At 45.8% G+C, this 25,345-nt stretch carries 21 protein-coding genes and 1 pseudogene; 20 read left to right on the plus strand and 2 right to left on the minus strand.

Features of this window, described 5'->3' with window-relative positions; genetic code table 11:
* Together E7204_RS01125 and E7204_RS01130 are read right to left on the minus strand one after the other, a co-directional pair.
* On the minus strand, positions 1–166 hold a 166-nt coding region (locus tag E7204_RS01125), incomplete at its 3' end, for an S-layer homology domain-containing protein (RefSeq protein WP_295180804.1).
* 114 nt (positions 167–280) lie between these two features.
* Positions 281–1,615: a recombinase family protein gene (locus E7204_RS01130; RefSeq protein WP_295180766.1), complete on the minus strand. Its 1,335-nt coding sequence runs from the start codon at positions 1,613–1,615 to the stop codon at positions 281–283.
* A 255-nt stretch (positions 1,616–1,870) separates the two neighbouring features.
* Here E7204_RS01130 and E7204_RS01135 point away from each other — a divergent pair, with 255 nt between their 5' ends.
* The 20 genes and pseudogenes from E7204_RS01135 to E7204_RS01230 all read left to right on the plus strand — a co-directional run.
* Complete coding sequence (locus E7204_RS01135; RefSeq protein ID WP_295180768.1) at positions 1,871–2,671, plus strand: Cof-type HAD-IIB family hydrolase; 801 nt, start codon at positions 1,871–1,873, stop codon at positions 2,669–2,671.
* 15 nt (positions 2,672–2,686) lie between these two features.
* Positions 2,687–3,610 carry an RNase adapter RapZ gene (gene rapZ, locus E7204_RS01140; protein WP_021841318.1) on the plus strand — a complete coding sequence of 308 codons (924 nt, stop codon included), beginning with the start codon at positions 2,687–2,689 and terminating at the stop codon, positions 3,608–3,610.
* 34 nt (positions 3,611–3,644) lie between these two features.
* A complete protein-coding gene (locus E7204_RS01145) occupies positions 3,645–4,994 on the plus strand; it encodes a gluconeogenesis factor YvcK family protein (RefSeq protein WP_295180772.1) in 1,350 nt (449 codons plus the stop codon).
* A gap of 141 nt (positions 4,995–5,135) precedes the next feature.
* A complete protein-coding gene (gene whiA, locus E7204_RS01150) occupies positions 5,136–6,080 on the plus strand; it encodes a DNA-binding protein WhiA (protein WP_295180774.1) in 945 nt (314 codons plus the stop codon).
* A gap of 76 nt (positions 6,081–6,156) precedes the next feature.
* Positions 6,157–7,671, plus strand: coding sequence for a hypothetical protein (locus E7204_RS01155; protein ID WP_295180776.1), 1,515 nt, complete (start codon positions 6,157–6,159; stop codon positions 7,669–7,671).
* A 280-nt stretch (positions 7,672–7,951) separates the two neighbouring features.
* Positions 7,952–8,713: an energy transducer TonB gene (locus E7204_RS01160; RefSeq protein ID WP_295180778.1), complete on the plus strand. Its 762-nt coding sequence runs from the start codon at positions 7,952–7,954 to the stop codon at positions 8,711–8,713.
* Between the two features lie 186 nt (positions 8,714–8,899).
* Complete coding sequence (locus E7204_RS01165; protein ID WP_295180780.1) at positions 8,900–9,874, plus strand: helix-turn-helix transcriptional regulator; 975 nt, start codon at positions 8,900–8,902, stop codon at positions 9,872–9,874.
* Positions 9,875–10,128: 254 nt separating this feature from the next.
* Positions 10,129–10,743, plus strand: coding sequence for a MotA/TolQ/ExbB proton channel family protein (locus E7204_RS01170; RefSeq protein ID WP_295180782.1), 615 nt, complete (start codon positions 10,129–10,131; stop codon positions 10,741–10,743).
* Positions 10,744–10,747: 4 nt separating this feature from the next.
* Positions 10,748–11,149 carry a biopolymer transporter ExbD gene (locus tag E7204_RS01175; protein WP_021841311.1) on the plus strand — a complete coding sequence of 134 codons (402 nt, stop codon included), beginning with the start codon at positions 10,748–10,750 and terminating at the stop codon, positions 11,147–11,149.
* A 99-nt stretch (positions 11,150–11,248) separates the two neighbouring features.
* Positions 11,249–12,838 (plus strand): heme anaerobic degradation radical SAM methyltransferase ChuW/HutW, encoded by a 1,590-nt coding sequence (gene hutW, locus E7204_RS01180; RefSeq protein WP_295180785.1) that lies wholly within the window; start codon positions 11,249–11,251, stop codon positions 12,836–12,838.
* Entirely contained in the window at positions 12,835–13,803 is a 969-nt protein-coding gene (locus E7204_RS01185) for an ABC transporter substrate-binding protein (protein WP_295180787.1), read from the plus strand. The genes hutW and E7204_RS01185 overlap by 4 nt, the downstream gene beginning before the upstream one ends.
* Entirely contained in the window at positions 13,790–14,884 is a 1,095-nt protein-coding gene (locus E7204_RS01190) for an iron ABC transporter permease (RefSeq protein WP_295180789.1), read from the plus strand. Before E7204_RS01185 ends, E7204_RS01190 begins: the two co-directional genes overlap by 14 nt.
* Positions 14,881–15,672, plus strand: coding sequence for an ABC transporter ATP-binding protein (locus tag E7204_RS01195; protein ID WP_295180792.1), 792 nt, complete (start codon positions 14,881–14,883; stop codon positions 15,670–15,672). Before E7204_RS01190 ends, E7204_RS01195 begins: the two co-directional genes overlap by 4 nt.
* A 41-nt stretch (positions 15,673–15,713) precedes the next feature.
* Positions 15,714–16,229, plus strand: a complete 516-nt coding sequence (locus E7204_RS01200; RefSeq protein WP_295180793.1) for a flavodoxin family protein — start codon at positions 15,714–15,716, stop codon at positions 16,227–16,229.
* A 513-nt stretch (positions 16,230–16,742) separates the two neighbouring features.
* On the plus strand, positions 16,743–18,674 hold the full coding sequence (locus tag E7204_RS01205) for a TonB-dependent receptor (protein ID WP_295180795.1): 1,932 nt from the start codon (positions 16,743–16,745) through the stop codon (positions 18,672–18,674).
* 425 nt (positions 18,675–19,099) lie between these two features.
* Entirely contained in the window at positions 19,100–21,172 is a 2,073-nt protein-coding gene (locus E7204_RS01210) for a TonB-dependent receptor (RefSeq protein ID WP_295180797.1), read from the plus strand.
* A 366-nt stretch (positions 21,173–21,538) separates the two neighbouring features.
* The gene (locus E7204_RS01215) at positions 21,539–22,489 is read left to right on the plus strand and encodes an aspartate carbamoyltransferase catalytic subunit (RefSeq protein WP_127059254.1); all 951 of its coding nucleotides are present in this window, start codon (positions 21,539–21,541) and stop codon (positions 22,487–22,489) included.
* On the plus strand, positions 22,473–23,762 hold the full coding sequence (locus E7204_RS01220) for a dihydroorotase (protein ID WP_295180800.1): 1,290 nt from the start codon (positions 22,473–22,475) through the stop codon (positions 23,760–23,762). The genes E7204_RS01215 and E7204_RS01220 overlap by 17 nt, the downstream gene beginning before the upstream one ends.
* On the plus strand, positions 23,759–24,829 hold the full coding sequence (gene carA / locus E7204_RS01225) for a glutamine-hydrolyzing carbamoyl-phosphate synthase small subunit (RefSeq protein ID WP_295180802.1): 1,071 nt from the start codon (positions 23,759–23,761) through the stop codon (positions 24,827–24,829). Before E7204_RS01220 ends, carA begins: the two co-directional genes overlap by 4 nt.
* 13 nt (positions 24,830–24,842) lie before the next feature.
* Positions 24,843–25,345, plus strand: a pseudogene (locus E7204_RS01230) (carbamoyl-phosphate synthase large subunit); the annotation flags it as partial.

Genomic DNA, 25,345 nt, shown 5'->3' on the forward strand with positions numbered 1-25,345 from the left:
AAGTGCCATCTGGGTAACCGTTGATTACACCAGCTGCTGCCAACTGAGATACGCTCTGGTATGCCCAATCGTTAGGAGTTACATCGGAGAATGGGTTAGCTGCGAATGCAGTAGTTACGCCAAGTACAGCAGTTGCTGCAAATACGGCTGCAAAACGTTTTTTCATTGTAATTACCCCTTAGGGTACAATTTATGTAAAACCGTGAAACAAGTAGTGAATTTTCAATTTAAGTTTGAAAAAATTTATCTTAGTGTTTTAAAACTCTTGCCATATTTAATTTTAGTTGTTACTGAATTTTAAAGCATATTTTTCATTGAGTTGTACATTTTCAATAGGTATTACATAGTTTGTTTCTGTTAATATTTTGTTGTTTTTATAATCATTTAAAGTAGAATCTTTTAATACTGCTGAAAGTAGTTTTGCATTTAATTTCTGTGTTCCTGTAGGATTTAACAAATTCGAACTTCGAGACGATATAGCAGGGAGTAGTACGGATTTCAGTAAAAAATGCCAATACTGATATTTACCGACAAGTGACCATTTCTGATAATCCTTATGACACTGTAAATATAGTTGTAATATCGATGAAGAAAGATAAGGGGCAGACGTTTTAATAAGTCGGGGAATAGCCACCAATAGTGCACCTTCTATTTGAGGTTCTTTATATAGCGCTTTATTGGCACAAATATCGGGGTGATTAATGGCTTGTGGGCATTGATAGTAAACATAAACTTTATCTTTGTACCGTCGTCGCATACCGACTAAACGGTGGTGACATGAGGGGCATCGAAGCAGTCCCTTAAAAAGATATGGTTCGCTTAATGCCTTGGCTGAGTAGGATGCTCCATGATGGCGTGGTCTTTTTAACGCCTGTTGAACGGCCGAAAAGGTATCTTGAGAAATAATTGGAGGGGCATAATAATCAATTCCATAAAAACGGCCCGTATACTTTTTATTACGCAATAGTTTGGTAATGGTAGGATAGGCACGAACGATACCATGTTTTTCAGCTAAATAAATCATGGTCTGTCGAATTGATTTGGTTTTTAAATAATAATTGAAAATATCTCGGATAATAGACGCTTTTTCATCAGGTACGATATGCTTATTTTGAATTGAGTAACCTAATGGAAGTTTTCCGGAAATGACTTCCCCTCGTTTAATTTTATCGGCAAATACGAAATTGATTCGCTCCGAAGTAGTGTCCGATTCATTTTGGGCAATGGACAGTTTAATGTTAAGGTAGAGACGACCTTGTGCCGTATTTGTATTGTAATCTTCCTCCGTTGTTTCCCAGACTACATTATATTTATCCAAAATAGCCTGATAAGTGTAAAAATCGGAAACATTACGAAACCATCGATCCAGCTTAATAAATAAGATACAGTCGATTCGACCGGCCTGAACATCTTGTAACATACGGGCAAATTCTTTGCGACGACCGGGGCGACTGCGTGCCGAGATGCCTTCGTCACGATAACAGTCTACAATTTGGTAGTTGTGCTCTAAGGCGTATTGTCGCAGCCTGTTTTCTTGAGCTTGCAGGGAATAACCGTTCATGGCTTGTTCTTCATGAGAGACTCTGATATAGAGTGCTGAACGTTTGACATTCATACATAGTCACTATTGGTATCTGAATCAATCCAATAGTAATTCCTCCTTTCAAAATTAAAATAGAATAATGGATCTAAAGGGTCATATAGTTTTAAAAAAATAAAAGTATATGGCTTGACTTCATCGTAACATACCTTATATTGGAGATTGATAAAAGTCGAATAACTTCAGCAAATATGGTATACTTAATAATAGCCCCTTAAATTAGACATCCGGGGTTATAAACGAAAATTCAGATCGGATTGTGAGGTATCTATGGCAGATATACGTTTATTGGCAATTGATTTAGATGATACATTAGTTAGAGAAGATAATACAATTTCAGATTATACGCGGCGCATTTTGAAAGAGGCCGAGGCGAAGGGCATTTACATCGTGATTGCCACAGGCCGCATGTACCAGACGGCACGACCGGTAGGTCTCGCCATGGATATCGGCGATTTGCCGATGATTCTTTTCTCCGGCGGGTTGGTGCAGCGCATCGAATCAGGTGAAAAGTTATTTGAACAAACGGTAGATGTGTCGGTGGCTAATGAGATTTTGCAATTGGCTAAAACTAATGATTGGTATGTGCAGTCTTATATTGATGATGAATTGCTCGTTCATCATGAAACGGAAGAGTCCCGCATGTATGAAAAAGGTGTCGGTGCTAAGCCGGTATATATCGGTGATGCGGTGTACACTGCACCGAAAGGGCCGAATAAGTTATTGTTTATTGCGGAGTCGCAAAAGATTCTGCATATTGAAGCAAGTTTAAATAAAGATTTTGCGGACAAAGTAGAAATTGTGCGCAGCAAGCCGAATTTCTTAGAGATTAACAGCATGAATTGCACGAAGGGCAGCACCTTGGCTCATATGGTTGAAGAATTAGGGCTGAAACCGGAGCAGGTAGTGGCGTTCGGTAATTCGCAAAACGATATTTCCATGCTGAAATACGCCGGCACGGCGGTGGCTGTGGCGAATGCGGATGATAATGTAAAAGCGGTGGCTCACGAAATATGTCCGTCTAATGAAGAGGACGGGGTAGCGCACTGGCTCGAGGAGCATATTTTATAGGAAGGGAGACCTATTGTGGAAGGTACGTTCAGATTACTCATTGTGACAGGTATGTCCGGTGCAGGCAAAACACAGGTAATGCAAGCCCTGGAAGATATGGGGTTCTTTTGTGTAGATAATTTGCCGCCCGTTTTAATTCCGAAGTTTAGTAATTTGTGCCGCCAAGCAAGCGACCGTATTAATCAAGTGGCGCTGGTGGTGGATATTCGTGGCGGTCAGTTTTTCGAAAGCTTGTCGGATGCGTTGGCATCGCTCAAAGAAATGCAGGTTCCTTATGAAATCGTGTTCATGGATGCTACCGACGAAACGCTGATTCGACGTTACAAAGAAAGCCGTCGCAGTCATCCGTTGGCGCCGGACGGCCGCATTACGGTCGGTCTTAAAAAAGAACGTAAGATTCTTGACTCCATCCGTCCGTTTGTCGATTATATTATCGACACGACGAATATGAAAACGAGCCAGTTAAAGGCGTACTTGCGTCAGAAGTTTTCACAATTGGAAGAAAAGAAACAGGGCATTGCCGTGTCGGTCGTAAGTTTCGGCTTTAAATACGGCATTCCTCTTGATGCGGATATGGTATGGGATGTTCGTTTTTTACCAAATCCGTACTATAATCCGGAATTTCGTCATAAAACGGGCCGTGTACCGCAGGTTAATGAATACATTAATTCATTCGAGGTGACGGAACAATTTTTGAGTACTATGTTTTCAACTATGGACTTCTTATTGCCTAATTATGAAAAAGAAGGTAAGAGTCAGTTCGTGGTGGCTGTAGGCTGTACGGGCGGTATGCATCGCAGTGTAGCTATGGCGGAAGCGTTGTATAATCATGTACAGACATTAGGCTATCGGGCAACAATTGAGCATCGGGATATGTTTAAAAATAATGTTGAAGAGGATTGCAATCCTCGCGAGGTAACGGCGGCCGAAATCAAATAATTCGGCAGGGTTATCGCTAGATAGGAGAATTCAAATGATACATATGTCAGGATTCCGGTGGCTCACGCCAGGCCTTAAATTAAAACGATGGCTGGTTGTGTTTGGTCTTGGTATGCTGCTCGTAATCATCGGTGTGGCCTTGATGCTTAATTATCAATGGCTGTCATACTTTGAAGATTTATTTTTACAATTTTTATATGAAACAACCGGTTCGTACAACTATACAACATTAGCGACCGGCGGTTTTATCACTATTTTGGTAGGTATCGTGCTCATGACTATCGGCACTAAGCAAGTAGGTAGCGCGGTGGTGCGAGCTATCATTCCGGCCGATACGGATAAAGTGGGGGATTATATTTTCCAAAATATTCGCATGGCGAAAGGTCCGAAAGTCGTTGTTATCGGCGGCGGTACCGGTTTATCTACGTTGCTGCGTGGTTTGAAAACGCACACGTCCAACTTGACGGCTATCGTAACGGTAGCCGATGACGGCGGTTCGTCCGGTCGTTTACGTGAAGACTTCCAAATGATTGCGCCGGGCGATTTGCGTAACTGCTTGGTGGCTTTAGCGGAAAAAGAAGGCCTTATGGAACAGCTTTTCCGCTATCGTTTCGGCGGTGAAGGCGACTTGGCCGGTCACAGTTTCGGTAACTTATTCTTAACCGCGTTGACGCAGATTCTTGATGAAGATGTGGATAAGGCGCTTGACGCATCCAGTAAGATTTTGAAGGTGCGCGGTCGTGTTATTCCGGCGTCTACGCAGAACATTGTACTCATGGCGGAAATGGAAGACGGTTCCATTGTGGCCGGTGAAAGTCAGATTCCGACCGTGCAAAAACGAATTAAACGAGTTTTCACAGAACCGGCTTTACCGCAACCGCAAGGAGCTGCTTTGCAAGCTATTGATGAAGCGGATGCGATTATTTTGGGACCGGGCAGCTTATATACAAGTATTATGCCAAACCTTTTGATTGATAAAATTGCAGAGCATATTAAGGCTTCTAAGGCACCAAAAATTTATATTTGTAATGTTATGACTCAGCCGGGTGAGACGGACGGTTATACAGCGGCCGATCATGTGGCAGCCTTGCAACGCTTGGCCGGTCAAGGCATTGTCGATACGGCTATTGTTAATGATGTGCCGTTTGACGAAGCAGTTATCGAGAAGTATAAAGCAGTAGGCGCCGAACCGGTGAAGGTGGATACAGATAAATTGGCCAGTCTTGGGGTGCGTACAGTGCGTGCCGGCCTTATTCAGCATCCGGAAACGGCTGTTCATGATCCGGAACGCCTCGGCAAAATCGTAATGGATGTCATTTACGCCATGCAGTCCGGTTTGGAACCGCATATTCTAGAATACTATTTAAAACGCGAAGACCGTTAATCACCTGTAATTCTTGAAGCGATTGATGTAATTAGTGCGGCTGATGCGGTTACAGCGATTTTAGTCAGATTTTGTATTAACTAAGGCGTACGCCTGCTGCTACATTACCGGCAGTTTTGAGAAAAGAGAAGGGAGGCACCTATGTCGTTTGCAGAAGATGTAAAAAACGAGCTGTGTCAGTACAAAAATGAAGACAGTTTGTCTGCCAAAGTAGAAGCCTCTTGTTTATTGCGCATGGGTGGTTCATTATTATTGGGCAGTCAGGGCCGTGTGGGCATTCGTTTGGCGACCGCCAATAATGCGGTAGCACGCCGCGTATTGTCTATTTTACGGGCTCATTATGCGCTACATACGTCCGTCCTCATTCGTCGCGGTTTAAATCTGCGCAAAAAGAATGTGTATACTTTAACCGTAGAACCTACCGTTGAAGGACGTGAGGCTTTAGAGGATATGGCGTTATGGCCCATGGATACGGCCTTACCGGCAGAGTGGCTGACAACGATGGAAGGGCGTCGTGCCTTTTTGCGCGGTGCCTTTTTAGGAGGCGGTTCCGTTAATAAGCCGGAAAGTGATTACCATTTGGAGTTTATGACGAGCAATCAAAATTTTGCCAATGAAATCGTCAGAGTATTACGGCTTTTTCACATTGTAGCGCGCGTAACCGAGCGTAAAGACTCGTATGTGGTGTATATTAAAGAAGGTGACGCCGTGACGGATTGTCTCCAAATCATGGGGGCTCAGTCAGCCCTTATGGAATTTGAAACGGTGCGCGTTGTCAAAACGGTGCGTAATCAGATTAATCGGCAGGTAAATTGTGAAACGGCTAATCTGCAAAAGACGGTGAATGCGGCGGTGCGTCAACTCGAGAGTATTCGTATCATTGAGCGACATCAAGAGCTTAGCGATTTGCCTCCGAAATTATTGGAAGTGGCGATGGTACGCTTGGATAATCCGGACGCCAGTTTAGGGGAATTGGTTGATCTTTTGGGCGGCCATATTTCTAAATCCGGCGTAGGCCATCGCTTCCGTAAATTGGAGCAATTAGCACTGTCTTATGAGCCTATGGGCTTGGAAGAGTTTGTGTGAATAAAACTCTTCGAATCAAGAGTATGTTTAAGTACTCTTTGAAGTAAAAGTTTGTCTAGGAAAGAGGAATAATTCAGTGAAATTATTACGCAATAAATATAGATGGTTAGCCATCTTAGTCGCGTTATGGACACGGGGCGTAGGTTTTGTAATCGGGGCACCGCCGGAAACGGTGAACTTCCAAACTACAAGCTTTACGCCACTGCCTGTAGTTTTGACGGAAGAAAAAGACACATTGATTTTTTCTGACAGTCCTGAATATGTAAATAAAAGCGGTGTATTGGCGGCCGGTACGGTTAACGGCACGGGTCGTGTGTATTTCTATCTTGTTAATGAAATGAAAGAACCTCAAAAAATTGCCATTGTACTGGAAAATACATCCAAAAAGAATGTAGAGGTGACGGTTCACCGTGAGATTTTTGCAGAACCGAATCGTGAATATTTTGTAGTGGGCAGTGAATTGTCGCGGGAAGATTTGGATGCGCCATACGTGGGCACGAATCGTCAATGGCAACCGGCTGCTCAACGGGAACGGTCGGCAAAGGCAGCCGGTGTACCGGTGCCGTCAGTAACCGCAAAGAAGGATACGATTGAACAAATTGCCGATACCGCCACGACCAATAAATCAACGGACGATACAGCCGTAGCCAATACAGCGACAGCTAATGGCGCTACGGCCAATACGGGCGGCGCGATTGAGAAGATGGCCGTAGCCGACCAAAGAGGTGACGATGAGGCTGTCAAAGTAGGCGATGATGTAGTGGGCAAACAGCGTGAACAGGCGGTTAAGGCTTGGCGTAAAGAGGTTCGTCAGCAGGCTCAGGCTGAGGCCAAATTAAAGCCAACCGTGCTTGATACGGTGACGTTGGCGCCGGGCGGCAAACAAGCTTTCTTTTCAAAACTCGATAAAATCCCGATTCCGCAGGATGACTTGTTCTCCGGGATTTTTGACTTTACGTCTACCGGTCCGGTGTACGTAAAAGTCATGATGTTACCCTTTGAAACACCGGCTTTGGGCGGTTCTTTGATGGCGGAAACTTTGCCTATGGATGAAGTGGCCTTGCGCGGTACTTATGTGGGCGCTCAGCGTCGTTTGACCTTGATGCAGCCCTTTGACAGTTCCTTGGGACCTGTGTCTGTTATGGTAGCTAATGACCGTGAAGATCCCTTCGTGGAAGGCGTTGATGAATTGACGCCAAATACAGCTTCCAATGCTTCAGGTACTGGAAGTGCTGCCGGTGCTACAGGTGATGTAAGCACTGTTGCGGCGGTAAGCGGTACGGCCGTAACGAATCGCGGTAATTACGGTGTGAGCTATGAAGTGACGATTCCCACTATGGGCAATCGAGATTTTGCCCTTTACATCAACCCTTTGGGCGGAGCCTATGCCGGTTCCTTTAAGGTAACGTATGACGGCCAATCGGAAATTTATAATGTACCGACGGGAGCACGCTTATTTTTAGGTAATAATACGACGGAAGACAGCCAGTATTTCAACACCTATAAAGCGGGTAAATTATTGACGATTCAATTTATTCCCGCCGGAGCATCTAATTTGCCGATTCAGTTTTTATTGGTGCCACAGGCATAATTACAGGCAAAGTTAAGATTGCGCTGAATAGTGGCCTAGTTGCAAAGTAGAATAAATTAATTCAAGTGAGAGCGATGTATTTCGCTCTCACTTTTTGCTTTATACCGCAAGTTTACCCATAAATTGAAAATTAAATGTCTTTTTGGAGCAGAACTCTCAACATGTCCCTGTTATTATTAACTTATTGAGTAATATTCTCATAATTCCTGAAGGTAAAAATTGATCTAAATTTTGATTTAGATAGGATTAGACTTAGGATTTATCGTATAAGGAGGTAATTATGGAACAGGTATTTGTATGGCGTAAAGCCGTCATCGGCTCGCTTGGTTTTCATTTAATAGCTGCTGTCGCTTTAGGCGTTATCGGCTATCACATGAGTCAGATGGCGGCATCAGAGGCGTATGAAATTGATTTATCGATTCCTGTGGCGCAGGAAGAGACAATAGCGAAACAAGTAGAGTTTCCCAAACCCTTAGCCGTAGAGGATGTGAGTCAGCGTGTAGCCGCGGTGAGTCAAACTACGAATCCGGCAGCCGGCGGTTATGGCGGCGGGACACCGTCGGAAACACCGCAAGCGGTGGCACCGGCATCGGTAGTAGCGCCCGGCAGTGGTACATTGGCTATACCGGGGGCTCACGAAGGTACCACTACATCGTTTAACGGTATCGGTCAAGGGGCAAATGAAGCGGGTGGTCCCGTTGGCGAAGGCCTTGGTAATGGTGAAGGTGCCGGTGTCGGGAACGGCACAGAAGAAGGCGTAGCTCCCGGTGAGCCCTTTGATATGGATGGTTTTTGGAGTGCCGTCAATGCCAATAAATCGTATCCGCCCATGGCTGTAAGGCGTAATATTGAAGGCGATGTGATGGTACAGGTCACTTTGGACAGCGGAGGGAATTTAGTAGTGGCGGATGTAATATCGTCAACTAATTCGTTGCTTGCCGATGCGGCATTGAAGGCAGTGTATAATGCCACGCCATATAACAACCCGACCGGTGAAAGTATCACGGTGAATGTTCCGATTAGTTTTCGCTTGACAAACTAACATAATTTATTTAAGATTAATTCTCAAGAATAGAATTGAGAATCCATTTAGTTTAGATGAAGAATACTAAAGCAATTAATTGATATTTAGAGTAAAGACCTTTCTGTAAGTACAGATTTTGTATAACCTCAAAGTAGGTATACAGCTTGTACTGACAGAAAGGTCTTTTTGCATTTTGGAGGAAATATGCAGTTAGTAGAATCGATTAGGGATAAAATGCAGGATTCCGGCACGCGTTTGCTCGAGATTTTGCACAATCGTAAAGTATATGAGCGCAAGGATGAAAACGGGGATGCCCGCATGATTAGTCAGCCCGTATTTGACGGTATCGACATCGTCTATAACGATGTCGTGATGGAGCGAATTACTCATAATGCCAAGCCCATGTCCGGTTTGTTTGAGATTCATTTTTGCCAGGACGGGCGCATTGAATGTTCTTTTGAAAACGGCAAATGCCTGTATATGAATGGCGGCGATATTTCGTTAGGCTGGAAAACATGCAGTACTTTCCGTCACAGCTCATATTTTCCTACCGGTTTTTACAAAGGCTTGTCGCTCGCCGTATATGTACCGAAAGCGCAGGCGGCGGTGGATGCCTTTGTGGGCAAAAACAGCATTGACCTTGAAGAAGTATGCAATCGTTTCTGCACGGCTAACGGTGTGGGGCTGGTGAAGGATACGGGCCGTTTAAAAGAGCTTTTTATGGATCTGTATAATGTGCCGGATGTCCTGCCGGAAGTGTATTTGCGCGTGAAATGTGTGGAGATTTTTGTATTGTTTGGCACATTGACGTGCGAGTCGGGGGATGAGCATATCTATTTCGAGCGTGCTCAAGTGGAAACGATTAAGCGGATTCATGATGAAATTTATAACGACCTCGGTAATCATCACACCATTGAAGCCTTGGCGAATCGGCACCGTATCTCTATGACGGCCCTTAAGCGCTGTTTTAAAGGGGTTTACGGCATTACGATTTACCAATATGTGAAGCGTTGTCGTATGAACTTTGCCGCTAAAGATTTGGTGAATACCAATGACACGATTTTGGAGATAGCTAATCGTTGGGGGTATGAAAACGGCAGCAAATTTTCTTCTGCTTTTAAGCAAATTATGGGCTGTAATCCGAGGGAATATCGGGTAAAAAATAAAATGCTCAATTAAGGTAAGTATAATAAATGTATTGATTTATCGGTGAATTAGTTGACCTGCGATTTTAAATTGATTCACTTAATGTGTTAAATTTATTTCGAATATTTACTGAATTAGTCATATGAATGAGTGGATTAAATGTCCAAACGGATTGGTTTGGGTGTTTTGGGGTAGTTTACTGAAATTAAGATTTGTTATCATTTAATGTATAGCGAATTGGTATAGAAGGTTGAATTCGCTTGCTAGGGCTTAAGGAGGCCATTATAATGGAAGGTATAAACTATATCGTTAATTTATTTGTCACCGGTGGTTTGGTTATGTACCCTTTGCTGGCATTATCGCTAATAATCGTGGCTATCGGGATAGAGCGCTGGTATTTTTTCAGATTGAATACGAAAGGCGGGCGCGGTTTTTCTCATGGCGTGTATCACAGTGCCAAAGCCGGCAATTGGCGTGAAATCGACGAGCTTTGTCAGCAGTATCCTTTATCTATCAGTCGCGTAGTGCATGCCGGTTGCAGTAATCGAGAATCGGAGCAAAGTATGAAAAATGCCTTTATGGAGCAAATGACGTTTGAAACGTCGTCCTTCAAACGGTATTTGGATTATTTAAGTGCCATCGTTACGGTGGCTCCGTTATTGGGCCTGTTGGGGACGGTTACCGGCATGATCGGTACTTTCGGTGTCCTCGATAACGGCGGCGGGGCAGCGGCCATTACGGGCGGTATCGGGGAAGCCTTGATTGCGACGGCTACAGGTCTTTGCGTAGCTATTATCGCCTTTGCCATTTATACCTATTTCAGTCATCGCTTGGATCAGTTTGTGATTCGTTCCGAAGAATTGTGTTTAACCATGGTGAATGCCATGAAAAAGGAATGGTGATACTATGTTCAAGCAATTTGGATTGAAACAAAAGCCCATGTTCATGATTATTCCCATGATTGATATTATTTTCTTTTTACTCGTGTTTTTTATGATGAACAGCTTGCAAACGGTGGCGCAAAAGTCGCTGGATGTGCAACTCCCGGTAGCTCAGGCGGCGGTGCAACAAAAGCATGTGCCGGTTATTATTACCTTGGATACGGCGGGGCATATCGTAATCGACGGTAAGCCGCTCAGTTTGACCGATGCCAAAGAGGTACTGGTGACTAAGCAGGAAGCCAATCCGGCAGTGGCCGTAGTGCTTCAGGCCGATGCTCATTCGGCTCACGGTCAAGTGGTCGCCATTATGGACCTGGTACGCAGTGCGGGAATTAAAAAATTCTCCATCGGTGCCACCAATAAATAAGCCGAATTCGTGCCGTGAAAAACGTATTAAAGTCGGCATAAGTTTTGCAAATAGAGCTGTGAAGGCATAGCATCTCAAAGTTATGGAAAGGATTTGTATATGATGAAACCGGAAGAGTTATTTGCGAAGATGTCCCCCGAAGAGCGATTGATGCAATTGGGGCGGGCTACAGATAATCCGTTGATGGAGGCCTTTGATGCGAAGCGCGTCGTTCATGCCGGTCTCAACGGTCGTCCTTTAAGCCCTGAAGAAGCGCAACAAACATGGCAGCAGGTCATGGCAACAGAGCCGGTTAAAGGCCAATTGCAATCGGCGTATATTCACATTCCGTTTTGCCAGACAAAGTGCTTGTACTGCGGATTTTTTCAAAACGCGGCCAATCAGTCCGCTGAGGACCGTTATATAGATTTATTGATTCAGGATTTAGAAAGTGATGCCACGCAGCGTCGCTTAAAAGACGGTTTAATTCAGACCGTATTTATCGGTGGGGGTACACCCACGTCGTTATCGGCAACCAATGCGGCTCGTTTATTGCAGACTATTAAAAAATGTTTGCCGTTAGCCAATGATTACGAACTAACCTTGGAAGGGCGAATCAATGATGTGGTGCCGGAGAAAATGGAAGCATGGTTCGCCAACGGCGTGAATCGGATGTCTTTGGGCGTACAGTCTTTTCACACGAAGATTCGTCGCCAATTGGGACGCCTTGATGACCAAGCGACCATCTTAGAGCGATTGCACCGGTTAAAAGAGTACAATCAATGTTCCTTGGTGGTCGATTTAATCTACGGTTTGCCGGATCAGACTCCTGAAAAATGGCAGGAAGATTTAGAAATGCTGGAAGCGGCGCCAATCGACGGGATGGATTTATATCAGCTCAATGTGTTTGAAAACAGTGATTTAAATACAGCCATCAAGAACGGCAAAGTATCGCCGGCGGCGACCACTCGTGAACAGGCGGCCATGTTTGCCCAAGCGCGCGCATTTGTTGATTCGTATAATTATCGTCGCCTCAGTGCCGCTCATTGGAGCCGCTCCTCCCGTGAACGCAGTTTATATAACACCATGGCTAAACGCGGTTATCCCATGTTTCCGTTCGGCTGTGGCGCCGGCGGTAATGTAGGTGGCTACATGACGATGCTCCATCGTTCGTTGGGTGCTTATGAGCACATGGTAGAAGCGGGTCAAAAACCGTTCATGGTGCTTATGAAGCAATCACCGTTACAGGAAGTGGCGAATATCATCGTTGATCAATTGGAGCATTGCTACTTTGATTTGAAACCGTTAGTGGCCTACGATGAACGTTTGGCCGAGCTTACCTGGCTCTATGATTTGTGGCGTGAACGAGGCCTCGTTGAACATAACGGGATTATGTATAAATTAACCTTGGCCGGTGAATTCTGGCATGTGAATTTGACACAAACAACGATTGAGTTGGCTAAGTATTTACTGACCGGTGAATCGAGCATGTCCCACGAACGCATTGCGGCCCAAAATGCGCCGGGTAAGCCGGCCGGTCATCCCGGTGGCGTACCAAAAGGCCATCCGGCCGGTATTGCTAAGGAATCGGCACATGCTATGACCGAACCGGAAGGGATGATAAAAGGGCACATGGGCAGCATGATTAAGGAGCAACCGGCGGGCATTCATGTGGTGCGTAGCGTCAAAGGAAATGAGGTGTCCGGTTGAAACGATACGTATTGATTCCGGTGACCATCGTAGTCTTGTGCGTCATAGCGCTGACAAGTTGGATTTCCCTGACTCATGAGGACAACTCGCAGATTCCGATGCGCACGGTAACGGATGCGACAGGTACCGAAGTAGTGATTCCACAGCATCCGAAGCGCGTCGTTATTTTGAACTCCGCCAACTTAGACATGTATTATGCCGTTGGCGGCACTGTAGTCGGTAAGCCTACCTCCTCGTATATTTCTAAAGAAATACGGGAAAAGACGAAGGATGTGCCCGCAGTCGGGACTCTTCATAGTCCCAGTGTGGAGGCCATTATCGGGCTTCATCCGGACCTTGTTATCGGTATAAATGTACCGTTTAACACGAACTTACGGGATATTCTAGCACAGGCGGATATTCCGTTATACATTAATGATTTAGACACCTATGACGATGTGGTGACGACACTAACCTTTTTCGGTGAACTCACCAATCAGCCGGATGTTGCGAAAGCAACGGCTGACAAAGCGATGGCGAATTATAATAAACTTGTTGATGATGCTAAAAAACAAAAAGGACCGCGCAGCCTTATTATTTTCGGTGCGCCCGGCAGTTTCAGCATGGCCACTAATAAAGCCTTTAGCGGCAATTTATTAGAGCTTCTGGGTGGGCATAATATAGCCGATATGGCGACCGGACTTGACGGTGATTATGTGCCGCTCAGCATGGAATATGTGGTGAAAACCGATCCGGAAGTTATCTTTTTTATCAGCATGTCGCCTAAATCGGACAGCGTTAATGTATTTAAACGTGAGATGCTTGAGAGTTCTGCCTGGGCTGATGTAAGTGCTGTAAAAACGCAGCGGATTTATTACTTGTCCGGTGGCTTATTTGCGGCTAATCCGGGCACGCGCATCAGTGAGGCGCTCACAATTATGTATGATGATTTATACGGAAAGGAGGCGGCTCATGACGAACCGTAACGCGCCGGCCGGCACATCAACACCAATAAAAGCGCAAGAGCGAGCCATAAACGGGCAAACGGCGGTGCCTTCGAAACAAAATCAAACGTACCATGATTCGCGGCAACGTAAACGCCGCCTGACATATCTTGTAGCCGGTATATTCTTGGTATTTGTTGTTATTACCGGTTTTATGTATGGTGCCGTGCCTATTACTTGGCAGGAACTGTTAGCCGTGATGCAAGGACAGGGCTCGGCGGATACCGAGCGTATCCTATATTATTTGCGCTTGCCGCGCGTGATTGCAGCCGCCTTGGTAGGAATGAATTTAGCCTTGGCGGGCTGTATCTTGCAAGGTGTATTGCATAATCCGTTGGCGGACCCGGGGATTATCGGCGTAACGGCCGGTGCCGGTGTGGCGGCCATGGCGGTTATGATTTTGGCACCGGCCTTGACGGCGTGGGTGCCGTTAGCCGCGTTTGTAGGTGCTTTGGTAGCCTTAGCGGTTGTATTCATCCTCGCTTGGGACCGCGGTATTAACCCCTTGCGACTTATCTTAGCCGGGGTGGCCGTGGCGGCCTTCTTCGGTGGCGGTACGACGGCCTTGTCCGTTATGTTCCCGGATAGAATTCAGGGCGTAGTCAACTGGTTGGCCGGCGGTTTTGCCGGCGCTCGTTGGACCTATGTGTGGATTGTCTTACCGTACAGCATTATCGGCTTGGTAGGGGCTCTTTGGAACTACCGCAAACTCAATGCGTTGCAAATGGGCGAAGAAGTAGCCTTGTCACTGGGCATTAATTTGAAAAAAACGCGTATCATTTTAGTGCTTTTGGCCGCAATTTTAGCGGCTGCTTCCGTAAGTGTGGCCGGTTTACTCGGCTTTGTAGGCTTAATTGTACCCCATTTGATGCGCCTCGTAGTGGGTTCTGATTTTGAGTACTTATTGCCTGCATCGGCTGTATTCGGGGCCGGCTTATTGGTCGGTGCCGATACGTTTGCCCGCACCATTTTCGGCCCCGCTGAAATTCCCGTAGGGATTTTCTTATCCTTCTTGGGTGCACCGTTCTTCTTATACTTATTGAAACGGAGGAGCCGCGCATGACAAGATCGTTAGTTATGAAAAACGGCCGTATCGGTTACGATACGCGGGCTGTGGGTGAAAACGTTTCGCTCGTTTTTGACAAACCGGAAATCGTGTCCATTATCGGGCCGAACGGTTCCGGTAAGTCGACAGTATTAAAAACCTTGGGCCGTTTATTACAGCCGTTGGGCGGTACCGTATATCTTGACGGTAAAGATATTCACGGCATGAATTCGAAAGCGGTAGCCCGTATTATTTCCATGTTGCCCCAATCGGCGCAGGCACCGGCAGATATGACGGTGCGGGATTTGGTCATGTGCGGTCGTTTGCCCTATCAGAATCCTTTCAGTTCGCTCACTACGGAAGACGTGGCGGCGGTACAAACGGCACTGGAAGAAACGGGCCTTGTGGAATTGCAGCACCGCCCCTTGAAAGATTTATCCGGCGGTGAGCGGCAACGTGCTTGGCTCGCCATGGCCGTAGCGCAGGAGCCGGACATTTTACTCTTGGATGAACCGACCACCTTCCTCGATGTGCGTTATCAATTGGAGCTCATGAAATTGGTCGTGAAACTCCATCGCACCAGAGGCATTACGGTTATCATGGTGCTTCACGATTTGAACCATGCGGCGCATTTCAGTGACCGCTTGATTGCGGTGAAAAAAGGTAACATCGTGGCGGACGGTCCGGTGGCTGAGATTTTCACAGAACCGGTTCTCAGCGATTTGTACGAAGTACAGATGGTATTTACCGAACTTAAGATTAACGGCGTAACGTACAACATTTGCGTGCCGTATGAGAGTCGGTAGCTTTAGAATTTTCAAAACGGAAACGTTGAAAGGAGATATAGATGAATAGCATTGTTATTTACTCGTCCCGTACAGGGAATACGAAACAAGTAGCGGAAGCAATCGTAGGTGTGTTACCGGAAGGTACGCCTTGTGTGCCGGTAAACGAAGCACCCGCTGATTTGAGCCAATACGACTTGCTTTTCATGGGCTTCTGGGCCGACCAGGGCAATGCGGATAAAGCGGCGCAGGCTGTTTTAAAACGCATCGATAATGAAAAAGTAGCTCTCTTTGCTACGTTAGGTGTACCGCCGATGATGCCCCATGCGAAAGAAACCATGGTAGCCGCTACCGGTCTTTTGCCTAAGGGGCAGGAACCTATCGGGACTTTCATGTGCCAAGGCAAAGTGGATCCGAAAGTCATCGAGATGATGTTCAAAATCTTCCCGGACGGTCATCCGCACGGACGCAATCCGGAACGTGAAGAACGCCATAAACAGGCGGCCTCTCATCCGGATGCTAACGACTTGGCTAATGCAGCAGCATTTGCTAAAGATGTTTTGGCCAAATTAGGGTAATAGCATAAATTTGTAGCATGCAAGTAACATTCAAGCCATAACGGTTTGATTAATACATATAACATATTGAGTGTAATAAATTGACATAATAGGTAAGGACCTATCAAACACCGAATATCACAAACGAAATCGCCGTTGATATGCATAGGCGTACAAGCGGTTTTCAGTAGGATATTGGTGCAGACAGGTCCTTTTATTATGTCATTTTTTTATACATAGTTTTTTTCAAAAAGTATAGAAAGTTCTATACCGCTATATAGGGAGAGATTAATTAACGGGAACTGCGTAAAAACCGTCTAACCGCAAAGTAAGTGTGAAGGTGCAAGCGGTTTGGCTGTAAGGTTTGAGGGCAATTCAAATATGGAGGTGGTCGGTAGTTCAAAGTTAACAGAGACAGAGTTGTGTGATAGTTGGTGTTGTAAGTCGGGAGATTTCTATCACTGCAAATTACTTATGGAGCTTAGTGTTTTGGGACTTTTTAAAAGCACATAAATAATTTAGGGGAGATTTGAAATGAACGGAATAGCTAAAAAACGTGTTATATTGACAGCTTTGGTTGTGTCGGCTTTGGCGGCCCCGGTGTGGGCGGCGGATACGGCGAGCGATACGGATTCGGAGTCAACCGTAAAACATATCGACACGGTCGTTGTTACGGCGGCGAAGACGCAGGAAACGATCAAAGCGGCACCGCAGGCGGTTGAAGTCATCACGGCAGAAGACATGAAGAAATTGGGCGCCGATAATTTAGTGACCGGTTTACAGCTGGCCGATAACTTGAACTTATCGGCCGGCACTCAAAGCGGTACGGGCAATCAGGTTATGCTCCGCGGCATGGATTCCCGTTATACGTTGATTTTGGTAGACGGACGCCGCATGACCGGTGAAGACACGGCGCAATCGGCTAATATTTATGTATTGAGCCGCATCAACCTCAGCAATGTGGAACGCGTTGAAATTGTCCGCGGTGCAGCCAGTGCCCTTTACGGCTCCGATGCCATGGGTGGTGTTATCAATATTATCACTAAAAAGGGCGGTGAAGCAAGCGGTTCGGTAGGCATCAGTACGGGCAATCGTGAAATTACCAACTGGTACAGCTACACCAGCGGTAAACAGGGCCGTTGGAATGTGGCGGCGGATGCACGTTTTACCAAAGTCAGAGAAATCAATGTAGCATCGAGTTCTTCGACGGCATCCAATCCGATTTACAATCAGCCGAGCCTTTACGGCAATAAACAGTTCTACAATGTGAGCGCTACTTATGACTTTGAAAACGCCAACAAGAATGAACTTCGTTTTGACACTAGCTATTGGACGTCTAAGATGCAAACATCAAGTAACAACAAATCGTCTATCGCTCGCTACAATCAGGATGGTTACGATTTGAGCATGACCTATTCGGGCAAAACCGAGAAGAACGAATACCAGATTCGAACCTATTATGATCGTTTGAACCGTGAGTATCGTCCGGCTTCGTCCTCGCTCAATGAAGACGGCAAGTACTATAACTTCGTGGTGGAAGCGCATGACTCCATGTATGTGAACGATGCACACACCCTCACGTTCGGTACTGAGTATCGTAAAAACGCCTATGCGGGCACTCGTTTGGAGGACAAGGCTAAGCATGAAGTTGATTCCGTAGCTGCTTTTGTGGAAGACACTTGGCAGGTTAATGATAAGTGGATTTTACAACCGGCCGTTCGCTATGAATATAACGAACAGTTCGGCTCCAATGTATCACCAAAATTGGGGACAACCTATAACTTCTCCAAAAACTTCCGCTTCAAAGCAAATTATGGTTTAGGTTATCGGGCACCAAGCATTTCCGACTTGTACATGAACTTCAGTCATACAGTAGGTACGTTCTCGTATCGCATCTTGGGCAATGAAGATTTAAAACCGGAAAAATCCAAGAACTTTGACATTTCTTTAGAAGGGGAACGGGGCAAAATGTTTGCCAAAGTATCCTACTATGATAATCGCATCAAGAACTTGATTGATTCCACCATGGTTGGTTACATCAGCGGTTTCCTGACTTATAAATATGTCAATGTGGACCAAGCCCGCATTAAAGGCGTGGAAACTACCTGGGGCTACAATTTTAACGATCGTTTGACCTTTAAATTGAGCCACAATTACATTCACGCCACCGATGAAAGCGACGGCAGCCGCTTGGCCAACCGTCCTAAATCCATCAGCACGGCGCAGTTGTCGTACGATAATAAAGAAGTTAACGGCTATAATATTACCCTCTGGGATTCATTTACAGAAGATTATTATTTTAACAGCAAATATTATAGCTTTAATACGCTTAACGTATCGGCTACGAAACGGATTAACAAAAACTTCTCCGTATTTGCCGCCGTTGAAAATATCTTGAATAAAGAGATTAATGATTTGTACTTATTCGGCCGCGTATGGCGTGTAGGTGCGGAAATGAAATTCTAGTACCTCATAAGGTTACTGATAGTTGTTTATAACAGCCAAGATGTTTAGGCTGATACTACTTCCGAGTGGAAGTTATGATAGATTCCGTTGCACAGATAGGACTGAGTAGTCTCGGTAGAACGAAGTTCCTTATCTGTGCTGCGGATTTTTTTAGAACCTTTAGATGAAGAAGCGGTGATTGTGTTTGGCTGCTTTTTTATAAGATTAGGTGTTGTTTTTATAAAGTCAGAGTCCATAAAGGTTTTGGCTTACGGGGAGCAGTGCATTTGTGGAAATCAGATGTAATCGGGGAATTTATGTGCTTTGCGGAATAATTCCGTTTTAATATGTCGTGTGCTTTTTAATTTATATAATTGTTAGTCTTGTAATTATTGTGTTGTTTTTGATTTGTGTTTTTATTGTGTGTTGTTTAGAGGTGTTTAGAGATGAAAAGAGTAAAATCCAAAGAACTTGTGTTGCGTGCTATGACCTTAGCTGTGTTATTGGCACCGGTATATGGTGTTCAAGCCGCTGATTTAGAAACGGATTTGGTAGTCGTTACGGCGTCCAAAACAGCGGAAACCGTGAAAGCAGCACCGCAGGCGGTAGAAGTAGTTACGGCTGAAGATATGAAACGCATGGGTGCTACCGATTTGGTATCCGCCTTGCAGTTGGCAGATAATGTGAGTCTTGCCGAATCGGCTATGACGGGGAATCAGGTAATGCTCCGCGGTATGGATACAAAACATACCCTCATTTTGATGGACGGCAAGCGTATTGCCGGTGAAGATACGGACAGTACGGCTAATGTGTATACCTTGGGCCGCATGAGCCTTGATACGGTGGAACGAGTGGAAATCGTACGCGGTGCGACGAGCTCCCTATACGGTTCAGATGCTATGGGCGGTGTTATTAACATCATTACGAAGATTCCTGATAAAGAAGGCGTAACAGTCGGTGTTAATACGGGGACAAGACAACAGAACAATTATTATCGCTATGATTCCGGCAAGCAGGGCCGTTGGAATTTGACAACGGGCGCTCAGTTTACCAAAGTGCGTCCTCAGAATATTTTGACCGTAACGGAAGCGTCTGCCACTAAGGTGGGTAGTGAAGGCTACAACCGCTATATGTTTGGCAATCGTCAGAATTTTGACATTAGTGCTACCTATGATTTTGAAAACGCCAACAAGAATAAACTTCGTTTGGATGCGAATTATTTTAAAGAAAAACTTCGGACCGAGCTGGCCGATGTGCAGGGTATCAGTCGTGGCATGACCTATGACCAGCAAAAAGACAAGGTGGAGCATTACAACAATACGGGCTACGGTTTGAGTGCTACCTATACCGGGGCGACCGCTAAAAACGAATACCAAGTGCGCACGTACTATAATCAGCTTAAAAAAGATTATGATATGAGCAATAATGTGGACTTTTCTTTCTTGGGCCGCTTCAGCAAAGTGGCACAGACCATGATGGAGCGCATGTATCCGAGCTCCGACTATGACCGCGCGAAATACTATACATGGGTAACGGATGCGCAGAACACCATGTTCCTCAATGATCAACATACGTTGACCTTCGGCGGTGAATATCGCAAGGTGTACTATGCGGGTACCCGTTTGGGCGGTCAAGCAGATTCCAATGGTGTGAAAACCCAGGAAGCCCACACAGTTAACTCCTACTCCGGTTTTGTAGAAGATACTTGGCAGGTAACGGATAAACTTATGCTCCAGCCATCGGTTCGTTATGAGCATAACAGCTCCTTCGGTTCCAATGTGTCACCGCATATCGGTTTAAATTACAGCATTAAGGATAACCTTCGTTTCAAAGCCAACTACGGTAAGGGTTATAAAGTGCCGACCGTGTCCGAACTCTACATGGATATGTGGCACAGTCCGGGACCAATCATGGTAAATGTAGTGGGGAACCCGGATTTGCAACCGGAAAAATCCACCAACTTTGACTTCTCCTTGGAAGGCGAACGCGGTAACTCCTTCGGCAAAATCACGTACTACAATAATAAGGTATCCAACTTAATCAACTACAATCATTGGCGTGATGCGGCTACCGGTGTGTACCATGCACAGTATGTAAACGTAAATAAAGCACAGATTAACGGCGTAGAATTAACGGTAGGTCATAAATTGAGCGACCGCTTGACCTTAAAAGGCACTTACAACTATATCGATGCGAAGGATAAAACGACGGATACCCGTTTGTTGAACCGCGCCAAATCGATTACGACGGTACAACTCGTATACGATGATCACAAGAAGACCGGCTACAATGCAGTCCTTTGGAACAGCTTCACTCATGACTATGCGTACAATGCGAGCGGCCGCAGCAGCACCAGTTATGACCTCTATTCCTTCAATACATTGAATGCAGCGGTAACGCGTAACTTTAATGAAAACTTCTCGGCCTTCGTAGCGGTAAACAACATCCTCGATAAAGATGTGGAAGATCTCAACATGTACGGCCGCGTATGGCGCGTAGGGGCTGAAATTAAGTTCTAAGCGTTCGTCAACTGACAAAGCTTAGCGAAAATTAAGCTATGATGGTAGGAAAATTTTAGGAGCCACAGCTATACGTTCAACCTCTAAGGCATATGATTTTTTGACAAACTTAACTTCATAATACTAACCTTGACAGGCTAACTTGAGACAGGTAAAATATAAAAAGAAGAAACAGAAGGACGGTACGAGAGACTGTTCGTTTCACGACAATTTACCTTTTAAGTTAGTCCTGTGAGGCTAGTAAAGGATATGGTAGGCACCTGTATATTGCTATAGGTGTATCACTAAGTCTGCTATAGACCTTTTGCCACAGGCAAGAGGTCTTTTTTTGTTATAAACCGGGAATCTCAGTTAAGGAGGCTGACAATGGGAGAAGTAAGTTTGAAAGGCAAGCATTTGCTGGGTTTACAGCATGCTACAAAGGAAGAAATTGAACTTATATTACGCGTAGCCAAGAAAATGAAGAAAATCGTCTTATCGGATGATAAGAAGTATCCTTTGTTAAAAGGCAAATCCATCATCAACTTATTCATGGAAAACAGTACGCGCACGCGCAGTTCCTTCGAATTGGCCGGGAAATATTTGGGCGCCGACGTTATTAACATCACGAAGAGCGGTAGCTCCATGGCTAAAGGTGAAAGTTTCCGCGATACTTTGCTTACCGTATCATATATGGGTACCGATGCCATCGTAATGCGTCACAGTGCGGAAGGGTCCCCGTTATACGCCACTAAAGTGGTTGATCCGATTATCATCAACGCCGGTGACGGAGCTCACGAACATCCTACCCAGGCTTTACTCGATATGTACTCCATTATCGAACGCAAAGGCACTTTGGAAGGTAAAAAAATCGTTATTGCCGGCGATATCATGCACAGCCGTGTAGCGCGCAGCGATATTTACGGTTTTACCAAAATGGGCGCCGATGTTCACTTGGTTGGTCCGCGTACTTTACTGTATCCGGAACTTGCCAAAATGGGCGTAACCATTCACCACGATGTGCGTGAAGCGGTGAAAGACGCCGACGTAATCAACGTATTACGCATTCAGTTAGAACGTATTAACTCTGCTTTATATCCGACGAATCGTGAATATGCACGCATCTTCGGTATCAATAAAAATGTGTTGGCCTTGGCCAAAGACGATGTGATGGTTATGCATCCGGGTCCTATGAATCGTGGCCTTGAAATTGCTCACGATGTGGCTTACAGCGATGAATCGGCCATTCAGGAACAGGTACGCAACGGCGTAGCGGTACGTATGGCTGTATTATACTTGACGATTGTAGGAGGTGACGGCAGTGAACTTGCTGATTAAGGGTGGAACCATTGTAAATCCGAAAAAACAACAACATGAAGTAGCCGATATTTTGGTGAAAGACGGCAAGATTGCCGAAATCGGTCAGAATTTAAGCGCTGACGGCGCCGAAGTATATGATGCAACCGGCCTTATCGTAACACCGGGCCTTATCGACATGCATACCCATTTGCGTGAACCGGGTCAGGAAGCGAAAGAAGACTTCCACAGCGGGACTCAGGCAGCGGCTGCCGGCGGCTTTACCCGAATCGCCACCATGGCTAACACCAAACCGGTCGTAGACAATGCGGCGTTGGTGCGCGGTTTGCAAAAACAGGCTGAATTAACCGGCCTTGTAAAAGTGGAATTCATCGGGGCCGTAAGTAAAAACCTTGAAGGTAAAGAACTTGCCGAAATGGGCGACATGGCGGAAGCCGGTGTTGTAGGCTTCTCCGATGACGGTCACTATGTGGAAAGCGCCGCTTTCATGCGCCGCGCTTTGGAATACTCCAGCATGTTCAACAAACCGGTTATCGACCATGCCGAAGAAGTGAGCCTCACTCATGAAGGTCATATGCATGAAGGTTTCGTAGCTTATGAAATGGGCGTTAAAGGTCGTCCGGCCGTAGCGGAAGATATGGCCGTGGCTCGCGACTTGCTCCTTGCTCAGATGACCGGCGGTCACATCCACATCGCTCACGTAAGCAGTAAAGACACGGTAGACCAAATCCGTGCGGCTAAAGCGAAGGGCATTAAGGTAACTTGTGAAGTAACGGCGCAGCATTTATCCTTCACCGATGAATACTTGCGTGAATATAATCCGGCTTTCAAAATGGCACCGCCGATTCGTTCCGAAGACCATCGTCAGGCTCTTTTAGCAGGCGTTAAAGACGGCACCATCGATGCCATTATTACCGACCATGCACCGCATGCGGAAGAAGAAAAAGACGTGGAATTCTGCTGTGCACCGAACGGCTTCAGCGGCCTTGAAACATCTTTGGCAGCCGTTTTGACACATACTTATAAAACCGGCATTTTGACTTTGGATGAAATCGTAAATCTCATGAGCGTTCGTCCGGCCGAAATCATGGGCGTTGATGCGGGCGTTTTAGAAGTGGGCAAAACCGCCGATATCACTGTTTTCAGCACCGACGAAGAGTGGACGGTAGACCGCAATTTATTCTATACTAAAGGTAAGACAAGTCCGTTTGACGGCATGACCTTAACGGGCAAAGCCAAATTGACGGTTGTAGATGGTAATATTGTGATGAAAGAGGGAGTTGTGACTCAGTGAAAGGCAAATTAGTATTACAAGATGGCTCCGTATACGAAGGTAAGCTCTTAGGGGCTAGACCAATCCTCGGCGAAGTTGTATTTAACACCGGTATGACTGGTTACCAGGAAATTTTGACCGACCCTTCGTACGCCGATCAAATTATCACATTGACCTATCCGCTCATCGGTAACTATGGCGTGTACCGCGACATCGCGCAGGCACCGAAACCATATTGCCGCGGTATGATTGTGGGCGAACTTTGTACCTTCCCAAGCAATTGGCAAAATGAAGGCTTATTTGAAGAATATTTACGGGCGTACGGCGTACCTTGTCTCTATGATGTGGATACTCGTGCCATTACCCGTAACATCCGTAATCACGGCGTTATGAAAGGCGTTATCTGCCCGGTAGATACGCCGCAGGAACGCATTGACGCGTTGTTAAAACAAGATTTACCGACCGACCAGGTTATGCAGGTAACTACCAAGTGGCAAGGTTTTCGCGGTAATGAAAACGCTGAATACCACGTGGCCGTTTATGACTTCGGGGTTAAAGAAAATATCTTGAAATCCCTCGAAGCGAGCGGTTGCCGCTTGTCCATTTTCCCAGCCGACACTAAGGCGGAAGACGTATTGGCCGTAAATCCGGACGGCATTTTCTTGTCAAACGGACCGGGGGACCCTTCGGACCTCGGCTACGCCGTTGAAGAAATTAAAAAATTACTCGGCAAAAAACCGATTTTCGGTATTTGCATGGGTCACCAAGTATTGTCCTTAGCGTTTGGCGGCTCCACGTATAAATTACGTTTCGGTCACCGCGGGTCCAACCATCCGGTTAAAGACCTTCGCACCGGTCGCGTGTACATTACCTCACAGAACCACGGCTTTGCGGTAGATGAAAACAGCTTAAAAGACGCTGATATCACGATTACCCATCGCAGTGTGAACGATAACACTGTGGAAGGTATGCGCCACAACAGCTTGCCAATCATGTCGGTACAATATCATCCGGAAGCATCGCCGGGACCGACTGACAATCTGTACTTGTTCGACGAATTCAAAGCAATGATGAAAGAATATAAATAGAAAGGGCTGACCAATGACAATGGAAAATAAGAAAATACTCGTTATTGGATCGGGCCCGATTATTATCGGCCAGGCAGCAGAATTTGACTATGCCGGTACCCAGGCTTGCCGCTCCCTTCGTGAAGAAGGCTATGAAGTAGTGCTCGTAAACTCCAATCCGGCAACCATCATGACGGACCGCGACATTGCGGACCGCGTATACATTGAACCAATCAGTTTGGAATTTGTAACGGAAGTTATCCGCAAAGAACGTCCTTACGGCTTGCTCGCTACTTTGGGCGGCCAGGTAGGCCTCAACATGGCGGTGGAATTATCTGAAGCGGGCATTCTTGAAAAATACGGCGTAAAACTGTTGGGTACAACTTTGGCAGCTATTAAACAGGCCGAAGACCGTGAACTTTTCAAAGAAGCCATGGAACGCATTAACCAACCGGTACCGGAAAGTGATATTTTCAGCGACGTAGATAAAGCCGTTGAATTTGCCAATAAAATCGGTTATCCGATTATCATTGGCCC

The organism is Veillonella sp. (assembly GCF_015058545.1).
GTDB lineage: Bacteria > Bacillota > Negativicutes > Veillonellales > Veillonellaceae > Veillonella_A.

What these genes read in the sequence shown, in the direction of transcription:
- E7204_RS01130 (WP_295180766.1), bottom strand. Translation starts at nt 1,615, where the DNA reads ATGAATGTCAAACGTTCAGCACTCTATATCAGAGTCTCTCATGAAGAA.
- E7204_RS01135 (WP_295180768.1), top strand. Translation starts at nt 1,871, where the DNA reads ATGGCAGATATACGTTTATTGGCAATTGATTTAGATGATACATTAGTT.
- E7204_RS01145 (WP_295180772.1), top strand. Translation starts at nt 3,645, where the DNA reads ATGATACATATGTCAGGATTCCGGTGGCTCACGCCAGGCCTTAAATTA.
- whiA (WP_295180774.1), top strand. Translation starts at nt 5,136, where the DNA reads ATGTCGTTTGCAGAAGATGTAAAAAACGAGCTGTGTCAGTACAAAAAT.
- E7204_RS01160 (WP_295180778.1), top strand. Translation starts at nt 7,952, where the DNA reads ATGGAACAGGTATTTGTATGGCGTAAAGCCGTCATCGGCTCGCTTGGT.
- E7204_RS01165 (WP_295180780.1), top strand. Translation starts at nt 8,900, where the DNA reads ATGCAGTTAGTAGAATCGATTAGGGATAAAATGCAGGATTCCGGCACG.
- E7204_RS01170 (WP_295180782.1), top strand. Translation starts at nt 10,129, where the DNA reads ATGGAAGGTATAAACTATATCGTTAATTTATTTGTCACCGGTGGTTTG.
- E7204_RS01175 (WP_021841311.1), top strand. Translation starts at nt 10,748, where the DNA reads ATGTTCAAGCAATTTGGATTGAAACAAAAGCCCATGTTCATGATTATT.
- hutW (WP_295180785.1), top strand. Translation starts at nt 11,249, where the DNA reads ATGATGAAACCGGAAGAGTTATTTGCGAAGATGTCCCCCGAAGAGCGA.
- E7204_RS01190 (WP_295180789.1), top strand. Translation starts at nt 13,790, where the DNA reads ATGACGAACCGTAACGCGCCGGCCGGCACATCAACACCAATAAAAGCG.
- E7204_RS01195 (WP_295180792.1), top strand. Translation starts at nt 14,881, where the DNA reads ATGACAAGATCGTTAGTTATGAAAAACGGCCGTATCGGTTACGATACG.
- E7204_RS01200 (WP_295180793.1), top strand. Translation starts at nt 15,714, where the DNA reads ATGAATAGCATTGTTATTTACTCGTCCCGTACAGGGAATACGAAACAA.
- E7204_RS01205 (WP_295180795.1), top strand. Translation starts at nt 16,743, where the DNA reads ATGAACGGAATAGCTAAAAAACGTGTTATATTGACAGCTTTGGTTGTG.
- E7204_RS01210 (WP_295180797.1), top strand. Translation starts at nt 19,100, where the DNA reads ATGAAAAGAGTAAAATCCAAAGAACTTGTGTTGCGTGCTATGACCTTA.
- E7204_RS01215 (WP_127059254.1), top strand. Translation starts at nt 21,539, where the DNA reads ATGGGAGAAGTAAGTTTGAAAGGCAAGCATTTGCTGGGTTTACAGCAT.